This window comes from Candidatus Epulonipiscium viviparus, from assembly GCF_000171335.1.
In the GTDB taxonomy this organism is placed as follows: domain Bacteria; phylum Bacillota; class Clostridia; order Lachnospirales; family Cellulosilyticaceae; genus Epulonipiscioides; species Epulonipiscioides viviparus.
The window spans coordinates 21,450-43,975 of sequence record NZ_ABEQ01000011.3 but is presented as its reverse complement, the minus strand read 5'-3'; the positions used below and the strand labels follow the sequence as shown (position 1 = coordinate 43,975).

Genomic DNA, 22,526 nt, shown 5'->3' with positions numbered 1-22,526 from the left:
ATTCGCATCTTCGCGCTTGACAACAGCAACCACGCCTAGATAATCCATAAATTCGAAAGTTACGCTAGCATTAGAGGAKGCTAAATAAGATTTCAAACTTTTGGTAAGCCACCATAAAGGCAAGGCTAATAAGTTGCCAGAGATACATCAGGCTTAAGCGCATTCGCATCTTCGCGCTTGACAACAGCAACCACGCCTAGATAATCCATAAATTCGAAAGTTACGCTAGCATTAGAGGGTGCTAAGTAAGATTTCAAACTTTTGATAAGCCACCATAAAGGCAAGGCTAATAAGTTGCCAGAGATACATCAGCCTTAAGCGCATTCGCATCTTCGCGCTTGACAACAGCAACCACGCCGAGATAATCAATAAATTCGAAAGTTACGCTAGCATTAGAGGGTGCTAAGTAAGATTTCAAACTTTTGATAAGCCACCATAAAGGCAAGGCTAATAAGTTGCCAGAGATACATCAGGCTTAAGCGCATTCGCATCTTCGCGCTTGACAACAGCAACCACGCCTGGATAATCCATAAATTCGAAAGTTACGCTAGCATTAGAGGATGCTAAATAAGATTTCAAACTTTTGGTAAGCCACCGTAAAGGCAAGGCTAATAAGTTGCCAGAGATACATCAGGCTTAAGCGCATTCGCATCTTCGCGCTTGACAACAGCAACCACGCCTGGATAATCCATAAATTCGAAAGTTACGCTAGCATTAGAGGATGCTAAATAAGATTTCAAACTTTTGGTAAGCCACCATAAAGGCAAGGCTAATAAGTTGCCAGAGATACATCAGCCTTAAGCGCATGCGCATCTTCGCGCTTAACAACAGCAACCACGCCTGGATAATCCATAAATTCGAAAGTTACGCTAGCATTAGAGGGTGCTAAATAAGATTTCAAACTTTTGATAAGCCACCATAAAGGCAAGGCTAATAAGTTGCCAGAGATACATCAGCCTTAAGCGCATTCGCATCTTCGCGCTTGACAACAGCAACCACGCCTGGATAATCCATAAATTCGAAAGTTACGCTAGCATTAGAGGGTGCTAAGTAAGATTTCAAACTTTTGATAAGCCACCATAAAGGCAAGGCTAATAAGTTGCCAGAGATACATCAGCCTTAAGCGCATTCGCATCTTCGCGCTTGACAACAGCAACCACGCCTAGATAATCCATAAATTCGAAAGTTACGCTAGCATTAGAGGATGCTAAATAAGATTTCAAACTTTTGGTAAGCCACCATAAAGGCAAGGCTAATAAGTTGCCAGAGATACATCAGGCTTAAGCGCATTCGCATCTTCGCGCTTGACAACAGCAACCACGCCTAGATAATCCATAAATTCGAAAGTTACGCTAGCATTAGAGGGTGCTAAGTAAGATTTCAAACTTTTGATAAGCCACCATAAAGGCAAGGCTAATAAGTTGCCAGAGATACATCAGCCTTAAGCGCATTCGCATCTTCGCGCTTGACAACAGCAACCACGCCGAGATAATCAATAAATTCGAAAGTTACGCTAGCATTAGAGGGTGCTAAGTAAGATTTCAAACTTTTGATAAGCCACCATAAAGGCAAGGCTAATAAGTTGCCAGAGATACATCAGGCTTAAGCGCATTCGCATCTTCGCGCTTGACAACAGCAACCACGCCTGGATAATCCATAAATTCGAAAGTTACGCTAGCATTAGAGGATGCTAAATAAGATTTCAAACTTTTGGTAAGCCACCGTAAAGGCAAGGCTAATAAGTTGCCAGAGATACATCAGGCTTAAGCGCATTCGCATCTTCGCGCTTGACAACAGCAACCACGCCTGGATAATCCATAAATTCGAAAGTTACGCTAGCATTAGAGGATGCTAAATAAGATTTCAAACTTTTGRTAAGCCACCATAAAGGCAAGGCTAATAAGTTGCCAGAGATACATCAGCCTTAAGCGCATKCGCATCTTCGCGCTTGACAACAGCAACCACGCCTGGATAATCMATAAATTCGAAAGTTACGCTAGCATTAGAGGGYGCTAAATAAGATTTCAAACTTTTGATAAGCCACCWTAAGCGCATTCGCATCTTCGCGCTTGACAACAGCAACCACGCCTGGATAATCCATAAATTCGAAAGTTACGCTAGCATCAGAGGGTGCTAAATAAGATTTCAAACTTTTGATAAGCCACCATAAAGGCAAGGCTAATAAGTTGCCAGAGATACATCAGCCTTAAGCGCATTCGCATCTTCGCGCTTGACAACAGCAACCACGCCTGGATAATCAATAAATTCGAAAGTTACGCTAGCATTAGAGGGCGCTAAATAAGATTTCAAACTTTTGATAAGCCAGCCTTAAGCGCATTCGCATCTTCGCGCTTGACAACAGCAACCACGCCTGGATAATCMATAAATTCGAAAGTTACGCTAGCATYAGAGGRTGCTAAATAAGATTTCAAACTTTTGRTAAGCCACCATAAAGGCAAGGCTAATAAGTTGCCAGAGATACATCAGCCTTAAGCGCATTCGCATCTTAGCGCTTGACAACAGCAACCACGCCTGGATAATCCATAAATTCGAAAGTTACGCTAGCATCAGAGGGTGCTAAATAAGATTTCAAACTTTTGGTAAGCCACCATAAAGGCAAGGCTAATAAGTTGCCAGAGATACATCAGCCTTAAGCGCATTCGCATCTTCGCGCTTGACAACAGCAACCACGCCTGGATAATCAATAAATTCGAAAGTTACGCTAGCATTAGAGGGTGCTAAATAAGATTTCAAACTTTTGATAAGCCACCATAAAGGCAAGGCAAATAAGTTGCCAGAGATACATCAGCCTTAAGCGCATTCGCATCTTCGCGCTTAACAACAGCAACCACGCCTAGATAATCCATAAATTCGAAAGTTACGCTAGCATTAGAGGATGCTAAGTAAGATTTCAAACTTTTGATAAGCCACCATAAAGGCAAGGCTAATAAGTTGCCAGAGATGCATCAGCCTTAAGCGCATTCGCATCTTCGCGCTTGACAACAGCAACCACGCCTGGATAATCAATAAATTCGAAAGTTACGCTAGCATTAGAGGGTGCTAAATAAGATTTCAAACTTTTGATAAGCCACCATAAAGGCAAGGCAAATAAGTTGCCAGAGATACATCAGCCTTAAGCGCATTCGCATCTTCGCGCTTAACAACAGCAACCACGCCTGGATAATCAATAAATTCGAAAGTTACGCTAGCATCAGAGGGTGCTAAATAAGATTTCAAACTTTTGATAAGCCACCATAAAGGCAAGGCTAATAAGTTGCCAGAGATACATCAGCCTTAAGCGCATTCGCATCTTCGCGCTTGACAACAGCAACCACGCCTGGATAATCAATAAATTCGAAAGTTACGCTAGCATCAGAGGGTGCTAAATAAGATTTCAAACTTTTGATAAGCCACCATAAAGGCAAGGCTAATAAGCTGCCAGAGATACATCAGACTTAAGCGCATTCGCATCTTCGCGCTTGACAACAGCAACCACGCCTGGATAATCAATAAATTCGAAAGTTACGCTAGCATTAGAGGATGCTAAATAAGATTTCAAACTTTTGATAAGCCACCATAAAGGCAAGGCTAATAAGTTGCCAGAGATACATCAGGCTTAAGCGCATTCGCATCTTCGCGCTTGACAACAGCAACCACGCCTGGATAATCAATAAATTCGAAAGTTACGCTAGCATCAGAGGGTGCTAAATAAGATTTCAAACTTTTGATAAGCCACCATAAAGGCAAGGCTAATAAGTTGCCAGAGATACATCAGCCTTAAGCGCATTCGCATCTTCGCGCTTGACAACAGCAACCACGCCTGGATAATCAATAAATTCGAAAGTTACGCTAGCATTAGAGGATGCTAAATAAGATTTCAAACTTTTGATAAGCCACCATAAAGGCAAGGCTAATAAGTTGCCAGAGATACATCAGCCTTAAGCGCATTCGCATCTTCGCGCTTGACAACAGCAACCACGCCGAGATAATCAATAAATTCGAAAGTTATGATAGCATTAGAGGATGCTAAATAAGATTTCAAACTTTTGATAAGCCACCATAAAGGCAAGGCTAATAAGTTGCCAGAGATACATCAGCCTTAAGCGCATTCGCATCTTCGCGCTTAACAACAGCAACCACGCCTGGATAATCCATAAATTCGAAAGTTACGCTAGCATTAGAGGGTGCTAAATAAGATTTCAAACTTTTGATAAGCCACCATAAAGGCAAGGCTAATAAGTTGCCAGAGATGCATCAGCCTTAAGCGCATTCGCATCTTCGCGCTTGAAAATAGTAACCACGCCGAGATAATCAATAAATTCGAAAGTTACGCTAGCATTAGAGGATACTAAGTAAGATTTCAAACTTTTGATAAGCCGCTTGAGATACTACAAGAGTAGCAGTTGTATCAACCTAATTGATTTTAAGTTGAGCATAAACATCGCGCTTAGAAATAGCCCGGTCGGTAGCGACTTTTTTCATGGCATCTTTTTCGGAAAATCCTTGCTTCAAATAGAGATCCATATGTGCCTCAAAGCTCATGTTGATCCATTTTTTGGCAGAATCAGCCTTAAGCTCATTGGCATCTTTGCCTTCGATAATAACAACGAACTCACCTTTAGGAGTAGTAGATTCGAATTCAACAATAGCATCAGATATTGTTGAGTGTATTAGTGTTTCAAATTTTTTTGTAAGCTCCCGTGCAAGCGTGATATTGCGATTGCCAAGATGCTCCAAAAGAAGCGATAGTGTTTTTGTAATTCTATGTGGAGATTCGTATAAAATAATCGTACGAGTTTCGTCCACAAGCGATGCGACGACGGCTAACCGTTCTTTTTTATCAGATGGTAAGAAACCTTCAAATACAAATCGACGTGTAGACTTTCCGGATAAAATGAGTGCAACAACAAAAGCTACAGGCCCAGGAGTTGCAGTAACTGAAATGCCTTCTGCAGCACAAGCTCGTACCAAATCTTCGCCAGGGTCTGATATTCCCGGAGTCCCGGCATCTGTTACTAAGGCAATAGAYTTMCCTTCGCGTAGTTGCCGYAAAATAGAGGCGGTCTTCGAATTCTTGTTGTGTTCATGATAACTTTCGAGTCTAGCGGTAATGTTATAATGATTTAGTAGTCTGATAGAAACTCGAGTATCCTCGCAGAGAATCAGATCTGATTCTTTTAATATTTCTAAAGTTCTAAGTGATATATCAGCTAAATTCCCGATTGGTGTTGCGCATAATGTTAGCATAAATTTTCCTTTGTATATTTGATATATATGTGTGTGTAATAGCAGTAAATGGGCTGATGCGCAAGAGATAATACGACATTATTCATACATTACAATGCCTATCATTTCAAGTAAGTATCTAGCATTGGTTTTTGTGCTAACACCATGTTTAAGTTTATAATCAAAAAACATTTGCTGATTATCAAAAAAGTCTTCAAAGTGGTAATTTTTTATGCCATCGAGCTGATCTAACGTACACATTTCAAGATCATGAGTAGTAATCAATCCGATGGCGCCATTGTTTTTGAGAGATCTGATAACCCCTTTAGCGCCGTTGATCCGGTCTTTAGAATTGGTGCCTCTAAATATTTCGTCTATAAGAAAAAATAGTGGCTTTGTGGATTGTAGAGCATTTAAAATAAGCTTGATGCGCTTAATTTCTGCATGAAACGACGACGTGTGCTCACCAAGATTATCATTGATGCGCATAGAAGTGTGAATATTAAATTCGCCGCAGTGAAAATTTTTTGCAGTGACGCCCGCACCTGCATAAGCTAAGACCAGATTGATGCCAATGGTTCGCAAAAACGTAGTTTTACCAGACATATTAGATCCTGTAATGATTAATACTTCATCATTCATCTTAAAAGTATTTGCAACGCGTGTTTGTGCCGAAATGAGAGGATGTCCTAACGCTTCTGCTCGAATTATTTTTGTTGCAGTTACTTGAGGAAAGATAGTCTGATCAGTTAAATTTAGCGTTGTCAAACTAGCGAGTGCTTCAACCTCAGCCAAAAAGGATATGGCTTGTCTAAGATTGCCACTGTATTGCTGTTGCCATTGTAGACACAGATGTGTGATCCAAAAATCCCACATGAATATACCATTTAGCGGCAAAGCTAACAACGGTTGTCGTGTGACACTTGCTAAAGAAGAGATTTTCTCCAGCTGTTTTAACGAATCAATCGCATTAAAAATATCGCTTGATTTATATGAAAGATAAGAAGAAGTAAAGCTTTTTGATGCCGCAACAGACAGCGCGTTAAGGTAAGGCTCAATTTGATATGACGCACTTTGAATTAACGCAACATTGGCTTTATTTTTATCAAGCAAGTATAAACCTATATTAATAATAACTAAAATTACTGCCGCTATAGTAAAAAAATTGCCTAAAAATAGCATTATAATAATCGCATAAGGAGTAGTTTTCATCAGCAAATTGACTAAATTAGACTCAAAAATCTTGATATTTTCTATATTAAGCCAAAATTCTGGATTCTTTCTAATCTCGGATTTTTCACCTAGGGCAACTTGTAAATCGATCAAAAAATCTATATCGTAGGTAAGCTCATTGACCGCCTTTTGCCTACTTTCAGAAACTTTAATGTCGCTCTGATGCAACAAAAAATCTGCTAATTTAATTCTGCCCATAAAACTCTTGCAAATGCTAATCTTCTGAAATAGCGAAGCTGGGCCAACGATATCCAAATCAAAAGCATATGGATGGTTGGCATCTGCAAGATCGACACCGGTATCGATAAAGTTCTTCCATTCATCTCCGATGCGCCGAATATAGTCTTGATTAATTGCTTGAGTGATTTGAGCAACACGAAGCTTTTTCTTAGTGTAAACATGCAAAACTACTTCTATAGCAAATGTAAATGATAAAGCAGTCGCAAGAACAGCAGAGGTAAAGGCAGCGCTTTTAATATAAAAATAAAGACACARTAAAAACCCTATAACTGTAAAAAGTCGCAAAGTCACAAATTGATTGCTTCTATTAGTTAAAAATATTTCTTCTTGACGTGCTTTATATATACGCACATTAAAATCATCAATTGACATAAGCCACCTCCACTGTTTTTATTACCATTATAATGGGTTTTTTAGAAAAAGAAAGGGGGTAAATGAAATTTTTTTTTTTATACCTAGTAGTTTGGCATTGCGTATTATATGATTGATAGTAGCAAAAATTATAGTAAAGGAAGTTATATTTATGATAGATACATTTTCAAGAACTCAGATGCTACTAGGAGAAGATGCGATGGAGCGCCTCAAATCTAAAACGGTCGCGATATTTGGAGTGGGAGGAGTGGGTTCATATACTGCAGAAGCACTGGGGAGAACGGGTGTGGGCAGGCTARTTTTAATAGATAACGACAACATTGCAAGGTCCAATATCAATMGACAAATTCATGCAACGCAAAAAACTGTGGGCTACGCTAAGGTAGACATAATGAAAGAGCGCCTACTCGAAATCAATCCCGAGATAAAAGTGACCGCATACAAAGAGCTCTACACCGAGGCGTCGGCAGCAGAACTGTTGCTAGATAGCTATGATTACGTGGTAGATGCGATAGACATGGTAACTGCAAAGATAGACCTAATTGTGAGATGCGTAGAAAGAGAAATAGCAATAGTGAGTGCGATGGGCGCTGCAAACAAGCTGGATCCAACAAAGCTTACAGTTGCAGATATTTATAAAACGTCGATGTGCCCTCTTGCTAAGGTGATGCGCCATGAGCTTCGCAAACGGGGTGTCAAAAAGTTAGATGTGGTATATTCAACAGAGCCGCCAATCACGCCAGCAATGTGTCCGAATGGTGAGACAAAAGGGAGACAAACTCCAGGATCCGTAGCATTTGTGCCGTCTGTATCTGGATTAATTTTGGCTTCTATAGTGGTACGCAACCTGGTAGCGAATTAGTATGCCGTCTTAATAAAATATTCAGGAGTGCTCTCTAGTAGTTGCTCAAATCTCGTGATACCCGAAAAAATATGCTCTTTATAAATGATTTTGATGGCATCGAGATCTTTTTCTTTAATATGCTGCAAAATAGCTGCATGCTCTAGATACAATTTTTCGAGAGTAAGATCTGTGTTAAGACGTGCAGAAACGACACGAAAGCGACTGTAGTCAGGAAGCAGGTTAATAAAAAATTTCCATAAATCAGGTCTATTAGAAAATCTGCAAAGAGTCTCATGAAATAGATTGTCTAGCTTATAAAACTCTATTGCACGATCCTCAATGGAAGCTTTGGATTTGTAAATTAGATCAGATTGCTCTGCAATGATTAATGAAAGATGTATAATTGTATCGGCAGTAAATAGCGAAAGACTTTCTTCCAAGATGCCGATCTCCACTTTTTCGCGTATAAACATAAGATCCAAAATTTTACGCAAATTGATGGGGCTGATCTGAGTCCCCTTATTTTTAATAATATTGATAAGTCCATCATACTCGAGGCGTTTAAACACTTCGCGAATGGGAGTTCGAGAGATATTAAAGCGTTTAGAAATTTCGATTTCGCCAATAAAGGTGCCGGGTTCTAGCTCCAAATTAATAATCTCATCTTTAAGTGTCTGATAAATGCCTGCTGTTGATAAATAAGGATTTGCTGCCATATGATTTTCCTCCTAAAACGTTTCTAACATTATATCATCGATTGCAAGGTTAATAGCGGAATGAGCGATTTGCGTGTATACATGCTCTAGTGTAAATATATAGGAAAAATAGTGTATAAAATTTTAAAGTTGAGACTTGTATACAATGGAATTTATTGCTATAATGTAATTATACAAATTAATTAAGGGAGGTTCAGCCTATGAAAATGACTTTTAGATGGTATGGAGAAGATGATAGAGTCACCTTGGACAAAATTAAACAAATCCCCAATATGAGTGGTGTGGTAACAGCAGTTTACACTGCAAAAGTTGGTGAAGTGTGGCCTACAGAAGATATCGTAAGATTGAAAAAGTTGGTTGTTAGAAGCGGTCTAGAAATGGAAGTTATAGAAAGCGTTCCRGTTCACGAAGACATAAAGTTGAAGCGCGGAGATTATAAAAGGTATATTGCAAACTATAAAGAAAATATTAGGAGATTGGCAAATGCGGGAATTAAGGTGATTTGCTATAACTTTATGCCTGTATTTGATTGGACTAGAAGTCAGCTAGATAAAGAGCTTGCCGATGGATCTAATGCACTAGTTTTCTATGAAGAACAAGTGGCAAAGATGGACCCGATAGCAGGAAATTTGGCATTGCCAGGCTGGGATTCTAGCTATTCCAAAGATGAGATGGCGGAGCTGATTGCTGCGTACAAAGAACTGGGAGAAGATGGGCTTTGGGAGAACATGGAATACTTCTTAAAGGAAATCATCCCCGTTGCTGCCGAGTGTGATGTTAAAATGGCGATTCATCAGGATGACCCCCCTTGGCCTATTTTTGGAATTCCACGAATAATCACAAACGAAGCCAACATCGACAGATTCTTAAGTATTGTTGATAGCAAATATAATGGACTCACGTTGTGTAGCGGCTCGTTAGGATGCTCTCCAGAAAATGATTATATCAAGATGGTCAGAAAGTATGGCGCGATGGRTCGMATTCACTTTGCGCATCTGCGTAATGTAAAATTACTAAACAATGGATTTGAAGAGTCCGCGCATTACAGCCCTTGCGGTTCGCTAGATTTTGTAGAGATTCTAAAAGCCTATCATGATGTAGGTTATAACGGGTATATCAGACCAGAYCATGGGAGAATGATTTGGGGCGAAACTGGGCGTCCGGGATATGGRCTATTTGATCGCGCTTTAGGTGCTATGTATATAACAGGTATATGGGAAACGCTTTGTAAAGTGAGGTGACATATGTTAAAAATTGGAATTATTGGAATCGGAACTGTAGCGCAAGTGCATTTCAAAGCAATGGARGAAATTGCGAGCGGCAAAATTGTTGCGATATGCGATATTGATGCTGCAAAGATGGAATCGTTTGAGAATGTTGCAAAGTATACTGATATGGACCAGATGCTAGCCAAAGAAGAGCTAGATGTAGTTCACATTTGCTTGCCGCATCATCTACATGTGCCAACTGTAAAAAAGTTTTCTAAAGCAGGAGTGAACGTGTTCGAAGAAAAGCCTGTTGGAATAAATTCTGCCGAGGTTGCGGAGTTGTTTGGGCTTGAACAAAAATATGGCGTTAAAATTGGAGTTTGCTTTCAAAATCGTCTAAACAATACAACAATTAAGTTGAGAGAGATCGTAAAATCAGAAGAGTATGGCAAAGTTTTGGGTGCAAAAGGAATGGTAACTTGGGATAGAAAAATGGGTTATTACAACCAATCTAAATGGCGCGGAACTTTGGCAGAGGCCGGCGGYGGAGTCATGCTAAATCAAAGCATTCACACTATCGATTTGCTAAGTTTTATTGTAGACGATTTTAGTGATGTATTYGCAAAGACTGCAAACCTCACGTTGCCCGAAGTAGAAATAGAAGACTCGGTAATGGCAAGTCTAACGTACAAAAATATCGATGCKAACGCAATCTTCTTTGCAACAGTGGGGTATTGCRCAAACTCAAGCGTAGAAATAGAAGTGGTGTGTGAAAAGGCTACATTTAAGATGGAAGACGGTGCGCTATATAAGCTGGTAGAAGATACCAAAGAGCTGATTTGTGAAAATGTAAAAGCAACAGGCACAAAACACTACTACGGCGCTGCCCATAAAATTTGCATAGAAGGGTTTTATCAAGCAATTCTAAACGATACAGACAATTATGCAACTGTTGAGAGTGCGGCAAACAGCATAGCGATTATCGATGCAATCAACTTATCAAGCAATACTAACAAAAAGGTGACTATTGGAGGATAGAGTATGAAAAAGTTTATGGATGACAATTTTTTATTAGCTGGTGAAGTTGCACAGTGGCTTTATCATGATGTTGCAAAGGCAATGCCGATTTATGATTATCACAATCACTTATCTGCAAAGGAAATTTATGAAAATCGAAAATATGATAGCATTACGCAAGTGTGGTTGGGTGGAGATCATTACAAATGGAGAATTCTAAGGTCCAATGGCTACGATGAATCTTATGCAACTGGTGATAAAGCACCATATGAAAAATTTTTAGCATTTGCAAAAACTATGCCATATGTTATAGGAAATCCGATGTATCACTGGACGCATCTGGAATTGCAGCGATTTTTTAATATATATGAAACTCTATCAGAAAAGACTGCCCAAGAAATCTACGACAAATGTAATGCAATGTTGCAACAAGATGAGTTTAAAGTTAGAAGCCTCATCGAGCGTAGTAATGTAAAAGTGATGTGTACAACTGATGATCCCAAAGATGATTTGCAGTATCACAAGCTGTTAAAAGAGGAAAATCTCGATTTTAGAGTGTTGCCAACATTTAGGCCAGACAGCTTGGTAAACGCAGAAAAAACGTTCTTCCTTCCTTATATAGATGCGGTAAGAGCGATGGGATACACAATGGAGAGCATTGCAGATGTTACGAAATTTTTGGAAGATAGAATAAATTATTTTCATGAAGTAGGTTGTAGATTGTCTGACCACGGAATGGATGTAGTGATGTATGAGTTTGCAGAGGCAGAAGAGGTTGATGCTATATTTAAGAAAGCGATTTCTGGAGGAGAGCTGTCTGCATGCGAGCTTGCAAAATATAAAGGATATATCTGGAAATTTGTAGGGCAAGAGTATGCTAAGAGGGGCTGGGTAATGCAGTTACACATCGGGGCGCTTCGCAATAATTCTGCAAGGATGCTAACAAAGTTAGGGCCAGACACTGGATTTGACTCTATTGCTGACAGTCCTGTTGCCGCGCCGTTGTCAAAATTGCTAGATGCATTAGACGCAACAGATAGCTTGCCAAAAACCATATTATATTGTTTAAATCCAGCAGATAATGCGGTATTAGCTGCGATGCTAGGCAATTTTCAAGGTGGAGGCGTCGTGGGCAAAATCCAGTTTGGATCAGGCTGGTGGTTTATGGATACCAAAAATGGGATGATCAATCAGATGAGAAGCCTTGCCGATATGGGTCTGTTATCTAGATTTGTGGGAATGCTTACCGATTCCAGAAGCTTTTTATCATTTCCTCGCCATGAATATTTTAGGAGAATCTTATGCAATGAAATTGGCAAGCTGGTTGAAAACGGTGAGTATCCATATGATAAAGACGTGCTAAAAGAAATCGTAGAGGGCATTTGCTTTAACAATATCAACAACTATATTGCAAAGGAGTAATTTTATGAAATTGAAACTAGCAACTTCTAAAGTTTTGTGGGAACAAGTGGGGGTTAAAACTCCTCGTTACGATATTAAAAAGATGGCAGAAAATACTGTCGCAAGCCCTAAGTGGGTGCATTTCGGTGCCGGAAATATTTTTAGAGGATACATCGCGGCCATAGCAAACGATTTGTTAAATAAGGGATTGGTTCATACAGGAATTATAGCCGTAGAAACATTCGATTTCGATATAATTGATAAAATATACGAACCATACGATAACCTAGCGTTGCTKGTGAGACTAAATCCAACAGGTGTGTTAGAGAAAGAAATAATTGCCAGCATTGCAACAGGAATAAAGGGCAATTCGGCGTATGCGGACTACRCAATATTAAAGAAAGCATTCAAAAATCCTTCGCTACAAATGGCAAGCTTCACAATTACAGAAAAGGGATACGCGCTGGCAGATGCCCATGGAGTATATTTTGGAGAAGTGGCAACAGACATTACAAACGGGCCAGCTAAATGTAATCATGCAATAAGCGTGGTATGTAGTTTATTGTTAGACAGATTTAATACAAATGCTGCACCGATTGCATTAGTRTCRATGGACAACTGTGCAGGAAACGGTGACAAGCTAAAGAGTGCAGTATTGACAATTGCCAATGAATGGTATAAGCATAATTTTGTGCCGAAAGAATTTATCMAATATCTAGAAGACGAATCCGTCGTGGCATTTCCGATTAGTATGATAGATAAGATTACGCCAAGACCGGCAGCAGAAGTAGAAGCCGAGCTAAATAAAATAGGCATAGAAAATATTCAAGCAATAACCACAAGCAAAGGAACATTTATAGCGCCATTTGTAAACGCAGAAGTGGCGGAATATCTCGTCATAGAAGATAAATTTCCAAATGGCAAGCCTCCTCTAGAAAAGGCAGGTGTGTATATAACAGACAAAGCGACAGTGGCAAAAGTAGAAACGATGAAAGTAACCACTTGCTTAAACCCGTTGCATACGGCTCTCGCTGTATATGGCGTAGTGTTAGGATACAACCGCATATATATGGAGATGCAAGATGAGCAGCTAAAAACTTTGGTCAAAAAAATCGGTGAAGAAGGAATGAAAGTTGTCGTAAATCCGGAAATCATAGAGCCAAAGCAATTTTTAGCAGAAGTGTTTGAGCGATTAAGCAATCCATTTATTCCAGATGACCCAGCTCGTATAGCGACAGATACATCTCAAAAAGTTGGAATACGTTTTGGAGAAACTATCAAAGCATATGTAAAAGTTGATCAAGCACAAGAGCTAACATTTATTCCGCTAGCAATAGCAGGATGGCTGAGATATCTAATAGCAGTAGACGATGCGGGCGCAGAAATATCCTTAAGTTCAGATCCGATGTTGGATGAGCTAAGAGCATCGTTGGCAGCAGTAAAATTGGGCAAAGAATATAAAGGTGAAGCAGCCAAGATTCTAGCAAACGAAAAGATATTCGGCATAGACTTAACCAAAATAGGACTTGCTGCAAAGATAGAAAGTATGTTTGTAGAGATGATAGCAGGAGAAGGCGCTGTAAGAGCAACATTAAAAAAATATTGTATATAAAAGTCAGGGGGGGCGATAAATTGTCGGTCCCTCTTTTTTTGCTCGTGGTAGTCTTTTTAAAAAGACTGGTATATAATGAAATTGTGTTTAAGAAAGATATGGAGGGGTAACTATGTTTAAAGTTGTGATAGCAGATGATGAGCGCATTATTCGTATGGGACTTAAAAGTTTGAGATGGGATAATTACAATATGGAAATTGTGGGAGAAGCCAAAAACGGTTTAGAAGCAATAGAGCTTATTGACTCGTTAAAATTTGATATTTTGATATCAGACATAAAGATGCCAGGTAAAACAGGTTTGGAGATTGCAAAGTACTTAAAGGAAATAAAATCCAATATAAAGATCATTTTRTTAAGCGGATATGGTGAATTTGAATACGCAAAAGAAGCATTGGCTTTGGGCGTTTTTGATTATATTTTAAAACCATCAACTCCAGCAGAAATACTAGATACAGCAGCGAGGGCAAGAGATGAACTGATAAAAGAATCAAAGGAAAAAGAGTATGTGGAAGAAATGGAACAAAAGATAACTGACTATCAAAATATTGTAGGTGCAAAGATAGCAATTAACAATGACAAAAACCAGGATATCAAAAAAATATTAGAGTATATTTACAGCAATTATGAAAAAGAGCTTACATTGCAAGTGTTGGCGGATCAGCATCATTTTACTAGTGTGTACTTGAGTTCATATATAAAAAAGAATACGGGGCACACTTTTTTAGAGATACTTACATCGGTGCGAATGTATCATGCTGCCAAATTATTGAAGACAACAAATCTCAAAAATATCGATATTGCTAATAGAGTAGGAATTTTGGATAGCAGATATTTTAGCCAGGTTTTCAAAAAATATCATGGGCAAACTCCTAATGAGTACCGCAAAGATAAATGTATAAAAAACCTGTCTTTAAGCAATTATTTGTCTAATATTAAAGAATCTTAAAGGAAGTGAAAAATGAAAACAATGGGTAATAGACTTTCGTTTGAAAAAAAGCTAATTTTAGCGGTAATCTTATCGATCCTTATGCCTATAATTATAAGCATAATTCTTATGTATAGCATCTGGGAAAATACATTATATCAAAAAAGTAATGAGTATTTAAAGTATGTGGCAGATAATACAGTGTTAAAGATCGATAAAAATATATTGGAAATGGAAAATGTTGCCATAGATTTATGTGAAAGCAATACGCTTAATAGGTATTTGGAAGAGGTAACTCTAGCAAATAGAGACAAAACTATCAAGTTGCTTAAAGACTATGCGATAACAAAAGAAGAGATAGATGCGATATATCTAATTGCTGAAAATATAACGACAGTGAATTTTATAAAAGATAATAGCGACTATAATAATTTAAATGTTAGAGAAAGTTATGGAAAGCTCAAAGAAGGTTGGTATATTAAGCAAAATACACTGCTCTATATTAAAGATGTGAGAGAAAAGAAAGGGAAGCTGATTATAGAGATTAACGAAAGTTGGTTTAATGATATATTAAGAGATATACACTATAAGCAGGCAAAGGAAGTATACTTGGTTAATGATTTGGGGCAGCTAATTGCAAGTAAAGAAGAAGAGTCGACGGGTCAGATTATTTCTATTGAGTACCATAACTTTCTAGACAAACAAAGTTCTGTCTATGAAAATATTGTTCGTTCGGAAGACTATATCGTGTTTGTGAGTGAACCGCTATATAATGGGTGGAAGCTAATATTTTCGACGCCYAGAAATGAGTATCTAAGCGACGTRTTAACATTTCAATACCAAATGACTGTATGCATCTTGATTATTGCTATTGCGGGGTTGGTTATTATTGTAGGCGTATCAAAGCAGTTAACGAGACCTTTGCGAGACTTAGCAAATGAAATGTATAAGGTGGGGCAAGGAAACTTAGATAGTCACTTAGAAATACGCACTCAAGATGAGATTGCARTRCTAAATCATACGTTTAATCAGATGGTATGGGATATGAAGCAATTAATAGAAAGTGAGTATGARCAAAAGGTACTAAAGCAAAATGCAGAAATACGATCGCTACAAATGCAAATAAACCCTCATTTTTTATATAACACATTAGAAACAATAAATTGGCTCTCAAGAATGCGCGGAATGGACGATGTTGGAGATATTACGGCATCGCTGGGCAGATTGATGCGGTATTCGCTTTCCAAAAAAAAGTATGTTCAGATTAAAGAAGAAATTCAAAACCTAATAGATTATGTGGAAATCCAAGAAGTTAGATATGGAGATAAAGTTTCTGTGATATTTGAAGTAGATGAGGAGTTGGATTTTTTTTACATTCCAAAGCTGCTAATTCAGCCTATGGTAGAAAATGCCATTGTGCATGGAATAGAAGGCAAAGTGGAGCCGAGTATGATTTGGGTGCGAGTAAAAAAAGTGGGGCAARATATAGATATAGAGATAGAAGACGATGGGGTGGGAATTAAGTCGGAAATTTTAGATAAAATTCTGGCAAATAAAGACACAAAAACCGCTGGGCATAGCTCGATAGGAATGATGAATGTAAACAGACGGATTCAGATGTTATATGGAAAGGARTATGGAATGCAAATAGAGAGCACAGAGGGAAAAGGGACCAAAATTATATTGCACATAAAAAAGATCGTGGATGCCGAAATTATATAAGAAGCTTGCAAATGTAAAAAGCCAATACATATGTACAATTTCTTTTATGGGACTAATTCTAATTTATTGTTATCCTCATAAAATAATAATATCGTATAAGTTTAAGGAGGTACATATATGTCATGTTATTTTAGAAATGTCCTACGCGGATTTGTGCCTGAAGATACTAAAGTGGAGCTAACAGAAACAGCGATAGATACTACAGATTTTTTGATCTCAGATGTTGATGACGATGATCAACCTGAAATTATTATGTTAATTAGATACAATAAGAAAACTTATCTAACAATGCTAGATAGAAAAAATTTTAAATGGAGCGTATGTTTCTATCACGAAATAGATGCGACTACGGAGCAATTAGAATTTTTGACTATAATAGATATTGAGATTAATATTTCGAACTTGGCTACCATTGAGATAAAAGATCTGTTTAACAAAGAGGTATTAAACTGCGTTGCCATTGTTGATGAGGTAAGATATGAGTTACAGTGTAAACTAAAATTTGAAAGCATTGAAATTGTTGCAAACGAAGAATATAGAGAAGAAGAAATAGAAGAGTTTATCTATCAAGCATATGAAGAGGAAATTGCCGTTGTAAACCCTATTACAGAGGGACTAATTATAACGCCAACGCCGGTGGTCTATAAAAATAAAGCAGTGTTGGATGATTACGATGTTGTAATTGATGAAAAAGAGCTTTTGGGTAACAAGAGTTATCCTACGCATATGGCTAAATTGGTAGGAAGAACTGCAGCGATTGGACCTGCCTTTTATACATCTTTATGCATTTTTATAGAAGATCTTGTCGAAAAAACTTCCATCAAGTTTGATTTGCCTATATCAAGTGGTACCAACCCAGAATTAGAACTCATAGAATTTACAAACCAAGATTTAGTTATAGCCCAAAATATTGAATATATAGTAGTTAAAATTGGTACGGACATAGTGGGAACAGATGTTTTAAATACTTTTATATATACATTTGACAGAGGCGATCTGCAGATGCATTTTAGCTCGGAGTATTTTGAGTATCAATTTGGTGGAAGACTGATATTGCGAGAAAATTATGAAGCAGTGATACAACTTAGAAATGGCAATTTTTTTGAATGGAATTTGGAGCAGCCAGAGTATGTAAATGTAATATATGATGACGAAGGAATATTGCGAAAAGTTTCGGGAAAAACCATGATAGTAATGAATAATTTAAAATTTGTAGAGAACGAAATTTCTATTGATGTAATAGTAACGCAGAATATTGTGAGTCAGTATGATAACGGCTCGGCAGCTATAAAAACTGTTTTGGGATATATTGAGACAACTCTTAGATATACAAGATATGGTGAATTGCAAATGAAAGATCAGCAGTTGTATTTGTTAGAGTAATAAGATCGAGAAAAAATGATTGCTATTGACAGTTTGGCCTTTTTATATGGGACTAATTCTAAAAATTTATCAGTTTCATAAGATATTATTATATCGATATTAAGGAGGCAATCAAATGGGTATAAATGAATTATTAGAACAATCTTTGCAAGGGTTTGTACCAGAGGATGCAGAAGTGGAGTTGCTGGGAAATAGTATGAATGACGCACACTTTTTGCTATCAGATGTCGATGGAGACGGGCAGTCAGAGATCATAATACTAATGGAAAATAAAGATAGAAATTACCTAGCTGTACTGGATAAAAATAATACAGACGCGTGGACATTAACGTATGCTAGATCAATAGGAGACTCAGAAAGAAAAGAAGGGTACTGGAAAAATTTAGATGAAATAGAAGTAGTTTCTAGTGTATTAGAAAAAAACAACAAAGCATTGAGTGCAGAAAGACTGTTCTTTCACGATGATTTTTTAAACTTCATAGCTATAATAGGAAATGTTAAATATAATGCTAAAGTTAAGTTGTATCCTAATTTGTTAGTTAGTCCAGCGATACAAATTTTAAAAAATCAAATGCCAAAAGAAGCAAAGGAGCTGTCGGGATCGTTAACAGATGAGTTAAAAAAGGTAGAATTGCCTCCTGATTCAGCATCAATAGTAAAAACAATCGCCGCAGAGCCGTATAATGAACCAGCAACAACAGATTTTGTGGTGAATCCACTGAATCCAGGCTATCCTGTTACACCAAACATTCCAAGACCAGACATTCCGGTAGGTCCCAATGTTACAACGCCAAATTTGCCAGTAGGGCCAAATACTTCAACACCAGAAGTGGGGGGGCCGGTAATTCCGTTGCCAAATGAAAATACACCAGTTGCACCTGTGGGAACAGTTCTTTCTGCAACGTCGCCAAGCTATGTGTTGGGTGCGCAGATGGGAGCAGATGATGTGATATTGGATCAAAAGCTGGGAAATGTAAAATCTGGATCAACATCAGAGATAATTAAGTTGGTAGGTAGGCGCATAGGAGACGTGTCAGGGTATTGTGCGGATATGTATTTGTTTGTGGAAACTGGCCAAGGTGAACCAAGCATACGAATAAATTTACCTGTTACGGCAGGGTATAATCCATCGCTACAAGTTGGATATTTTTCGGGAGAAGCATACAAAGATATTTCTGTAAAAATAGAGCCCAACCCATATGCCGATCCAATAACTACTGGGCTTTCATTTTTTGTATACTCATTTAATACGGGCAGCTTAAAAATGATTTTTAATTCGCAACAATTTAATGTTAGCTTTGGTGGAATGACATTAGTAGGCAATGGCTATGGTCAAATAATGCCTCTTAGTCAAGTATATTACGAAGACATAGATAATGCGCAGAGCTTAGTAACGATTCAGGCAATTTTGGGATTAAATAATCAGACAGTGCTAGGATACATAAATATGGCATTGAAATTTGATTATCAGGCAAATGGACTTAAAGTATATTCGCAATCTATTACTCAAGGAGTGGATCCGTTAAAAGAGCCAAATTCAATTGCAACATCACAAGAAGCAACAACAGCGGCAAATACACCAGTGACTATACCATCGAACATAAAAGTCGCTCCAGTGAGCAATGAAGAGACCATCAACGCAAACACGCCAATGACTATACCATCGGCCATAAAAGTCGCACCGCTAGGCGATGACAAAACAGAGGCAACATCAAACGGAGTAGCGGCAATCACAACAGCAAAGGAGGATATGCCAGTTGCAGAGCCAAATAAAAAACCTGGTAGYTATATAGTGGGGGCAAAGATCTCTCCAGAATATACCATCTTAGATAGCAAAGTCGGCAATATTAAGGGAGGATCACACACAGAAACTGTTTCGTTAGTGGGAAAAACCACCAGTGTAGAAAAATATTTTACGGCTTTAACATTGTTTATAGAAAGCAGCGATGCCAACACACCTACTATGCAAATTATCTTGCCATATACAACAGGATATGATCCAACTTTAGAACTTGTGAATTTTTCAGGRGAAGCATATCTGGATACTGTYGTAAARATCGAGGCTGATCATACCGATACCAACTCAGAAATATTTATCTATTCGTTCAATACTGGAAGCTTGAGAATGATTTTTGATTCACGAGATTTTAATGTGCAGTTTATTGGTGATGTGACATATGCAGATGACTATAAGGTAAAGGTTGCGTTATCAACTGGCAAAAAATTCGTATTRGATATTAGTCAAATTAAACTCAACTTGAGTTCGATATATAGCAAAGACGGAAAACTGATAGCTCCAACTACTGGCCAGGTGCGCCCTCTAAATAAGATAGAGTTTTTGCAGTATTGGAAAGAACCTACCAAAAATTTGGTTGTAGTTCAGCCGATAACAGGGCCAAATCCGGGCGATGTAATAGGATATGTAGAAACTGTGTTTGTTTTTAATTACGAAATTAATGCCCTCGTGGTTTATGACCAAGAAGCGGTGTTAGTAGGAACCCCATTTTTAGTATAATAATATTATGAGAGGCTGTGACAAGGGTCGCAGCTCTTTTTAGGAGGAATAAATGTGGATCATTATCTCAAAAATGCATTAAAGGGCTTTTTGCCAGATGATATAGAATTAGTTTTACTAGATCCTCAACTAGAAACCGCAGACTTCTTAGTAACGGATATTGATAACGATGGTGAAGTAGAAGTAATAATGTTGCTAAGCAATGATGAGAAAAACTATATTGCTGTATTAAAAGTTAACAATTATATTTGGGCAATCGATTTTATACAAGAAGCATCAGATACAAATGAAGGGCACGCAAGATTTTTGAGCGCAATAGAAGTGTCAAAAAATATAATAGAAAACGATAAAAAATACGTACATGGCAATATGCTATTTCCTGATAAAGAGAAGTTGAATTTTATAGCAATAGTAAATGATGAAAAATACGAAGTAGAAGCGGATGTTAACGATTCAATTTTTCGGGGAGGATTTTTGGAGACATATCTTGGGATAACTATACCGGCGGTGTGTGTAGACTATGTAGCTGCAGGTAATTTGGCAGAAGACGATGTGGTAATAGCAGAAGTGGCGGGGCGAGTGCGAGATGGCATATATGAGGATGTAGTCAAATTGATTGGAAAGATGTCAGATGTTTTGGAATATTACACTGAAATGTATGTGATTATAGAAAGCAATAGAGGTGAAGATGCAATCCGCTTTGATCTATATGGAGATAGGGTAGGATTTAAACCTTCGTTGGAGCTTATAAATTTTTCTGAAGAAATCTGTAAGGATATACTTATAAAAACAGATCCTGAGCCAGAAAACCTTGCAACAAAGTCAAAAGATTTGGAGCCGAATGCTATTTTGGGGGCATATGTTTATTCGTTTAATGCCGAAATGTTAAAAATGCTGTTTAATTCTCAGACATTTAATTATAGTTGCAGTGGAAAGGTAACTTACGAAAATAATTATAAGGTTAATGTAAAACTAAAAACTGGCAATAGTTTTGAGCTAGATTCTAGCAACAGTAAATATTTGCGGCAGATATATCAAAGCAACGGTTTACTAATAGGCGCAAGATTTGGTCAAGTGATGGCTGTAAATCAAATTAAATTTATACAGCATTGGAATGAAGTGACCCAAGATTTGGTAGTAATGCAGCCGATAGTTGGGATTAGTGTAAATGATGTGTTGGGATATATTATGACAGTCTTTAAGCTCAATTATCAATTTAATGGGTTATATATTGTGGATCAGCAAGTGACTCGAGGAAAAGTTGATCTAGATGAAGGAGCAGTTAACACATTAAATAATGTGCCTCTATTAGAGAATGAGAAAAACGAGACAGGCAAATGTATATCCAATGCGTCAATACCAGAAGACGCTATAATAATTGCTCAAAAAAGTGGAAATGTCGATGCTGAAATCGAGATAGAAACAGTAAAATTGGTTGGAAACATAATAAATTACAAAGTAGGCGAGGGACAAATCAAAAAATATTACAATTCGCTAAGTTTATTTATAGAAGGTGAAGAAAACGAACCTATTACTCAAATTCAGTTGCCAATACTGCAATGCGTAGACATCTCTTTAGAGTTGATTAATATTTCTTCAGAACACTATAAAGATATTGTCCTTAAGATAAATAAAGGTGTAGAAGAGATGGAGTTTTTGATTTATTCGTTTAAAAATGGAAAATATAGCCTAATATTTAATGCAAAAGATTTTAATAGACATTTTATGGGGCTTGTAACATATCAAAATTTTTATAAAATTGATATCGCTCTGTCAACAGGCAAGAGATTTAACTTTAACATAACGCAAACAGATTTGGACGTTGATGTCGTATATCATTCAGATGGAATTTTAAAGCGTGCCGCATATGGAACCGTTATGCCAGTTTCTAAAATTGAATTTATTCAAAATTGGGGAGATTTTACAAAAAAGATAGTTACAATACAACCTATAATAGGTATATATAGCATTATTGTTGTAGGGTATGTGGTGACAACGTTTAGGTTTAATTCACAGATTAAAAGGCTACAAGTAGATAATCAGCAAGTTTATGCAGAAGTGGTTTCTGAGTGAGAAATATGAATTTTTAGGGACTAATTCTAAATTAAAAAT

General features: G+C 37.6%; 39 protein-coding genes. 10 read left to right on the top strand and 29 right to left on the bottom strand.

Annotated features, from left to right (window positions below; translation table 11 throughout):
- Positions 1–125: 125 nt before the first annotated feature.
- The 28 genes from EPU_RS14390 to EPU_RS02740 form a co-directional block, all read right to left on the bottom strand.
- Complete coding sequence (locus EPU_RS14390; RefSeq protein ID WP_010166574.1) at positions 126–257, bottom strand: hypothetical protein; 132 nt, start codon at positions 255–257, stop codon at positions 126–128.
- Between the two features lie 29 nt (positions 258–286).
- Positions 287–418, bottom strand: a complete 132-nt coding sequence (locus EPU_RS14385; RefSeq protein ID WP_010166572.1) for a hypothetical protein — start codon at positions 416–418, stop codon at positions 287–289.
- A gap of 29 nt (positions 419–447) precedes the next feature.
- On the bottom strand, positions 448–579 hold the full coding sequence (locus EPU_RS14380) for a hypothetical protein (protein WP_010166570.1): 132 nt from the start codon (positions 577–579) through the stop codon (positions 448–450).
- Between the two features lie 29 nt (positions 580–608).
- Positions 609–740 (bottom strand): hypothetical protein, encoded by a 132-nt coding sequence (locus EPU_RS14375; protein WP_010166570.1) that lies wholly within the window; start codon positions 738–740, stop codon positions 609–611.
- Positions 741–769: 29 nt separating this feature from the next.
- Positions 770–901 carry a hypothetical protein gene (locus EPU_RS14370; RefSeq protein ID WP_010166578.1) on the bottom strand — a complete coding sequence of 44 codons (132 nt, stop codon included), beginning with the start codon at positions 899–901 and terminating at the stop codon, positions 770–772.
- Between the two features lie 29 nt (positions 902–930).
- A complete protein-coding gene (locus tag EPU_RS14365; protein WP_010166543.1) occupies positions 931–1,062 on the bottom strand; it encodes a hypothetical protein in 132 nt (43 codons plus the stop codon).
- 29 nt (positions 1,063–1,091) lie between these two features.
- The gene (locus EPU_RS14360) at positions 1,092–1,223 is read right to left on the bottom strand and encodes a hypothetical protein (protein ID WP_010166576.1); all 132 of its coding nucleotides are present in this window, start codon (positions 1,221–1,223) and stop codon (positions 1,092–1,094) included.
- Between the two features lie 29 nt (positions 1,224–1,252).
- A complete protein-coding gene (locus tag EPU_RS14355; RefSeq protein ID WP_010166574.1) occupies positions 1,253–1,384 on the bottom strand; it encodes a hypothetical protein in 132 nt (43 codons plus the stop codon).
- A gap of 29 nt (positions 1,385–1,413) precedes the next feature.
- Positions 1,414–1,545 (bottom strand): hypothetical protein, encoded by a 132-nt coding sequence (locus EPU_RS14350; RefSeq protein WP_010166572.1) that lies wholly within the window; start codon positions 1,543–1,545, stop codon positions 1,414–1,416.
- Between the two features lie 29 nt (positions 1,546–1,574).
- The gene (locus tag EPU_RS14345) at positions 1,575–1,706 is read right to left on the bottom strand and encodes a hypothetical protein (protein ID WP_010166570.1); all 132 of its coding nucleotides are present in this window, start codon (positions 1,704–1,706) and stop codon (positions 1,575–1,577) included.
- A gap of 29 nt (positions 1,707–1,735) precedes the next feature.
- Positions 1,736–1,867, bottom strand: coding sequence for a hypothetical protein (locus tag EPU_RS14340; RefSeq protein WP_010166570.1), 132 nt, complete (start codon positions 1,865–1,867; stop codon positions 1,736–1,738).
- Between the two features lie 29 nt (positions 1,868–1,896).
- Positions 1,897–2,028, bottom strand: a complete 132-nt coding sequence (locus EPU_RS14335) for a hypothetical protein (protein WP_010166568.1) — start codon at positions 2,026–2,028, stop codon at positions 1,897–1,899.
- Positions 2,003–2,149: a hypothetical protein gene (locus EPU_RS13875; RefSeq protein WP_010166566.1), complete on the bottom strand. Its 147-nt coding sequence runs from the start codon at positions 2,147–2,149 to the stop codon at positions 2,003–2,005. Before EPU_RS13875 ends, EPU_RS14335 begins: the two co-directional genes overlap by 26 nt.
- A gap of 29 nt (positions 2,150–2,178) precedes the next feature.
- Positions 2,179–2,310: a hypothetical protein gene (locus tag EPU_RS14330; protein WP_010166562.1), complete on the bottom strand. Its 132-nt coding sequence runs from the start codon at positions 2,308–2,310 to the stop codon at positions 2,179–2,181.
- Positions 2,307–2,432 carry a hypothetical protein gene (locus EPU_RS14325; protein WP_255347264.1) on the bottom strand — a complete coding sequence of 42 codons (126 nt, stop codon included), beginning with the start codon at positions 2,430–2,432 and terminating at the stop codon, positions 2,307–2,309. The genes EPU_RS14330 and EPU_RS14325 overlap by 4 nt, the downstream gene beginning before the upstream one ends.
- 190 nt (positions 2,433–2,622) lie before the next feature.
- A complete protein-coding gene (locus tag EPU_RS14320; protein ID WP_010166562.1) occupies positions 2,623–2,754 on the bottom strand; it encodes a hypothetical protein in 132 nt (43 codons plus the stop codon).
- A complete protein-coding gene (locus EPU_RS13870; protein WP_010166560.1) occupies positions 2,751–2,915 on the bottom strand; it encodes a hypothetical protein in 165 nt (54 codons plus the stop codon). The genes EPU_RS14320 and EPU_RS13870 overlap by 4 nt, the downstream gene beginning before the upstream one ends.
- Positions 2,916–2,944: 29 nt before the next feature.
- Positions 2,945–3,076 (bottom strand): hypothetical protein, encoded by a 132-nt coding sequence (locus tag EPU_RS14315; RefSeq protein ID WP_010166558.1) that lies wholly within the window; start codon positions 3,074–3,076, stop codon positions 2,945–2,947.
- On the bottom strand, positions 3,073–3,237 hold the full coding sequence (locus EPU_RS13865; RefSeq protein WP_010166556.1) for a hypothetical protein: 165 nt from the start codon (positions 3,235–3,237) through the stop codon (positions 3,073–3,075). Before EPU_RS13865 ends, EPU_RS14315 begins: the two co-directional genes overlap by 4 nt.
- 29 nt (positions 3,238–3,266) lie before the next feature.
- A complete protein-coding gene (locus tag EPU_RS14310; RefSeq protein ID WP_010166554.1) occupies positions 3,267–3,398 on the bottom strand; it encodes a hypothetical protein in 132 nt (43 codons plus the stop codon).
- Positions 3,399–3,427: 29 nt separating this feature from the next.
- Positions 3,428–3,559: a hypothetical protein gene (locus tag EPU_RS14305; protein WP_010166552.1), complete on the bottom strand. Its 132-nt coding sequence runs from the start codon at positions 3,557–3,559 to the stop codon at positions 3,428–3,430.
- 29 nt (positions 3,560–3,588) lie between these two features.
- Positions 3,589–3,720 (bottom strand): hypothetical protein, encoded by a 132-nt coding sequence (locus EPU_RS14300; RefSeq protein WP_010166550.1) that lies wholly within the window; start codon positions 3,718–3,720, stop codon positions 3,589–3,591.
- A 29-nt stretch (positions 3,721–3,749) separates the two neighbouring features.
- On the bottom strand, positions 3,750–3,881 hold the full coding sequence (locus EPU_RS14295; protein ID WP_010166548.1) for a hypothetical protein: 132 nt from the start codon (positions 3,879–3,881) through the stop codon (positions 3,750–3,752).
- A gap of 29 nt (positions 3,882–3,910) precedes the next feature.
- Positions 3,911–4,042 (bottom strand): hypothetical protein, encoded by a 132-nt coding sequence (locus EPU_RS14290; RefSeq protein ID WP_010166545.1) that lies wholly within the window; start codon positions 4,040–4,042, stop codon positions 3,911–3,913.
- Between the two features lie 29 nt (positions 4,043–4,071).
- Positions 4,072–4,203: a hypothetical protein gene (locus tag EPU_RS14285; RefSeq protein WP_010166543.1), complete on the bottom strand. Its 132-nt coding sequence runs from the start codon at positions 4,201–4,203 to the stop codon at positions 4,072–4,074.
- Positions 4,204–4,232: 29 nt separating this feature from the next.
- The gene (locus EPU_RS14280; RefSeq protein WP_255347263.1) at positions 4,233–4,364 is read right to left on the bottom strand and encodes a hypothetical protein; all 132 of its coding nucleotides are present in this window, start codon (positions 4,362–4,364) and stop codon (positions 4,233–4,235) included.
- A 49-nt stretch (positions 4,365–4,413) separates the two neighbouring features.
- On the bottom strand, positions 4,414–5,247 hold the full coding sequence (gene rsmI, locus EPU_RS02745; protein WP_029487887.1) for a 16S rRNA (cytidine(1402)-2'-O)-methyltransferase: 834 nt from the start codon (positions 5,245–5,247) through the stop codon (positions 4,414–4,416).
- A 78-nt stretch (positions 5,248–5,325) separates the two neighbouring features.
- Positions 5,326–7,071 carry a MutS-related protein gene (locus EPU_RS02740; RefSeq protein WP_029487885.1) on the bottom strand — a complete coding sequence of 582 codons (1,746 nt, stop codon included), beginning with the start codon at positions 7,069–7,071 and terminating at the stop codon, positions 5,326–5,328.
- Between the two features lie 151 nt (positions 7,072–7,222).
- On the opposite strand from EPU_RS02740, the gene EPU_RS02735 reads away from it, so the two are divergent.
- The gene (locus EPU_RS02735; protein ID WP_029487883.1) at positions 7,223–7,933 is read left to right on the top strand and encodes a tRNA threonylcarbamoyladenosine dehydratase; all 711 of its coding nucleotides are present in this window, start codon (positions 7,223–7,225) and stop codon (positions 7,931–7,933) included.
- On the opposite strand, the gene EPU_RS02730 is transcribed toward EPU_RS02735, so the two are convergent.
- On the bottom strand, positions 7,930–8,631 hold the full coding sequence (locus EPU_RS02730) for a GntR family transcriptional regulator (RefSeq protein WP_010166536.1): 702 nt from the start codon (positions 8,629–8,631) through the stop codon (positions 7,930–7,932). The genes EPU_RS02735 and EPU_RS02730 overlap by 4 nt on opposite strands.
- A gap of 200 nt (positions 8,632–8,831) precedes the next feature.
- On the opposite strand from EPU_RS02730, the gene uxuA reads away from it, so the two are divergent.
- From uxuA to EPU_RS02680, 9 genes are all read left to right on the top strand, one after another.
- Positions 8,832–9,872, top strand: a complete 1,041-nt coding sequence (gene uxuA / locus EPU_RS02725) for a mannonate dehydratase (RefSeq protein WP_029487882.1) — start codon at positions 8,832–8,834, stop codon at positions 9,870–9,872.
- Positions 9,873–9,875: 3 nt separating this feature from the next.
- The gene (locus EPU_RS02720) at positions 9,876–10,877 is read left to right on the top strand and encodes a Gfo/Idh/MocA family protein (RefSeq protein ID WP_029487881.1); all 1,002 of its coding nucleotides are present in this window, start codon (positions 9,876–9,878) and stop codon (positions 10,875–10,877) included.
- Positions 10,878–10,880: 3 nt separating this feature from the next.
- Positions 10,881–12,278, top strand: a complete 1,398-nt coding sequence (gene uxaC / locus EPU_RS02715; protein ID WP_010166530.1) for a glucuronate isomerase — start codon at positions 10,881–10,883, stop codon at positions 12,276–12,278.
- A gap of 4 nt (positions 12,279–12,282) precedes the next feature.
- Positions 12,283–13,869, top strand: a complete 1,587-nt coding sequence (locus EPU_RS02710) for a mannitol dehydrogenase family protein (protein ID WP_010166529.1) — start codon at positions 12,283–12,285, stop codon at positions 13,867–13,869.
- Between the two features lie 112 nt (positions 13,870–13,981).
- Positions 13,982–14,815: a response regulator transcription factor gene (locus EPU_RS11315; protein ID WP_044149350.1), complete on the top strand. Its 834-nt coding sequence runs from the start codon at positions 13,982–13,984 to the stop codon at positions 14,813–14,815.
- Positions 14,816–14,827: 12 nt separating this feature from the next.
- Positions 14,828–16,516: a sensor histidine kinase gene (locus EPU_RS02695; protein ID WP_029487880.1), complete on the top strand. Its 1,689-nt coding sequence runs from the start codon at positions 14,828–14,830 to the stop codon at positions 16,514–16,516.
- A 117-nt stretch (positions 16,517–16,633) separates the two neighbouring features.
- Positions 16,634–17,899 carry a hypothetical protein gene (locus tag EPU_RS02690; protein ID WP_010166522.1) on the top strand — a complete coding sequence of 422 codons (1,266 nt, stop codon included), beginning with the start codon at positions 16,634–16,636 and terminating at the stop codon, positions 17,897–17,899.
- Positions 17,900–18,014: 115 nt separating this feature from the next.
- Entirely contained in the window at positions 18,015–20,414 is a 2,400-nt protein-coding gene (locus EPU_RS02685; protein WP_029487878.1) for a hypothetical protein, read from the top strand.
- Positions 20,415–20,468: 54 nt separating this feature from the next.
- The gene (locus EPU_RS02680) at positions 20,469–22,487 is read left to right on the top strand and encodes a hypothetical protein (protein WP_010166519.1); all 2,019 of its coding nucleotides are present in this window, start codon (positions 20,469–20,471) and stop codon (positions 22,485–22,487) included.
- Positions 22,488–22,526 lie beyond the last annotated feature (39 nt).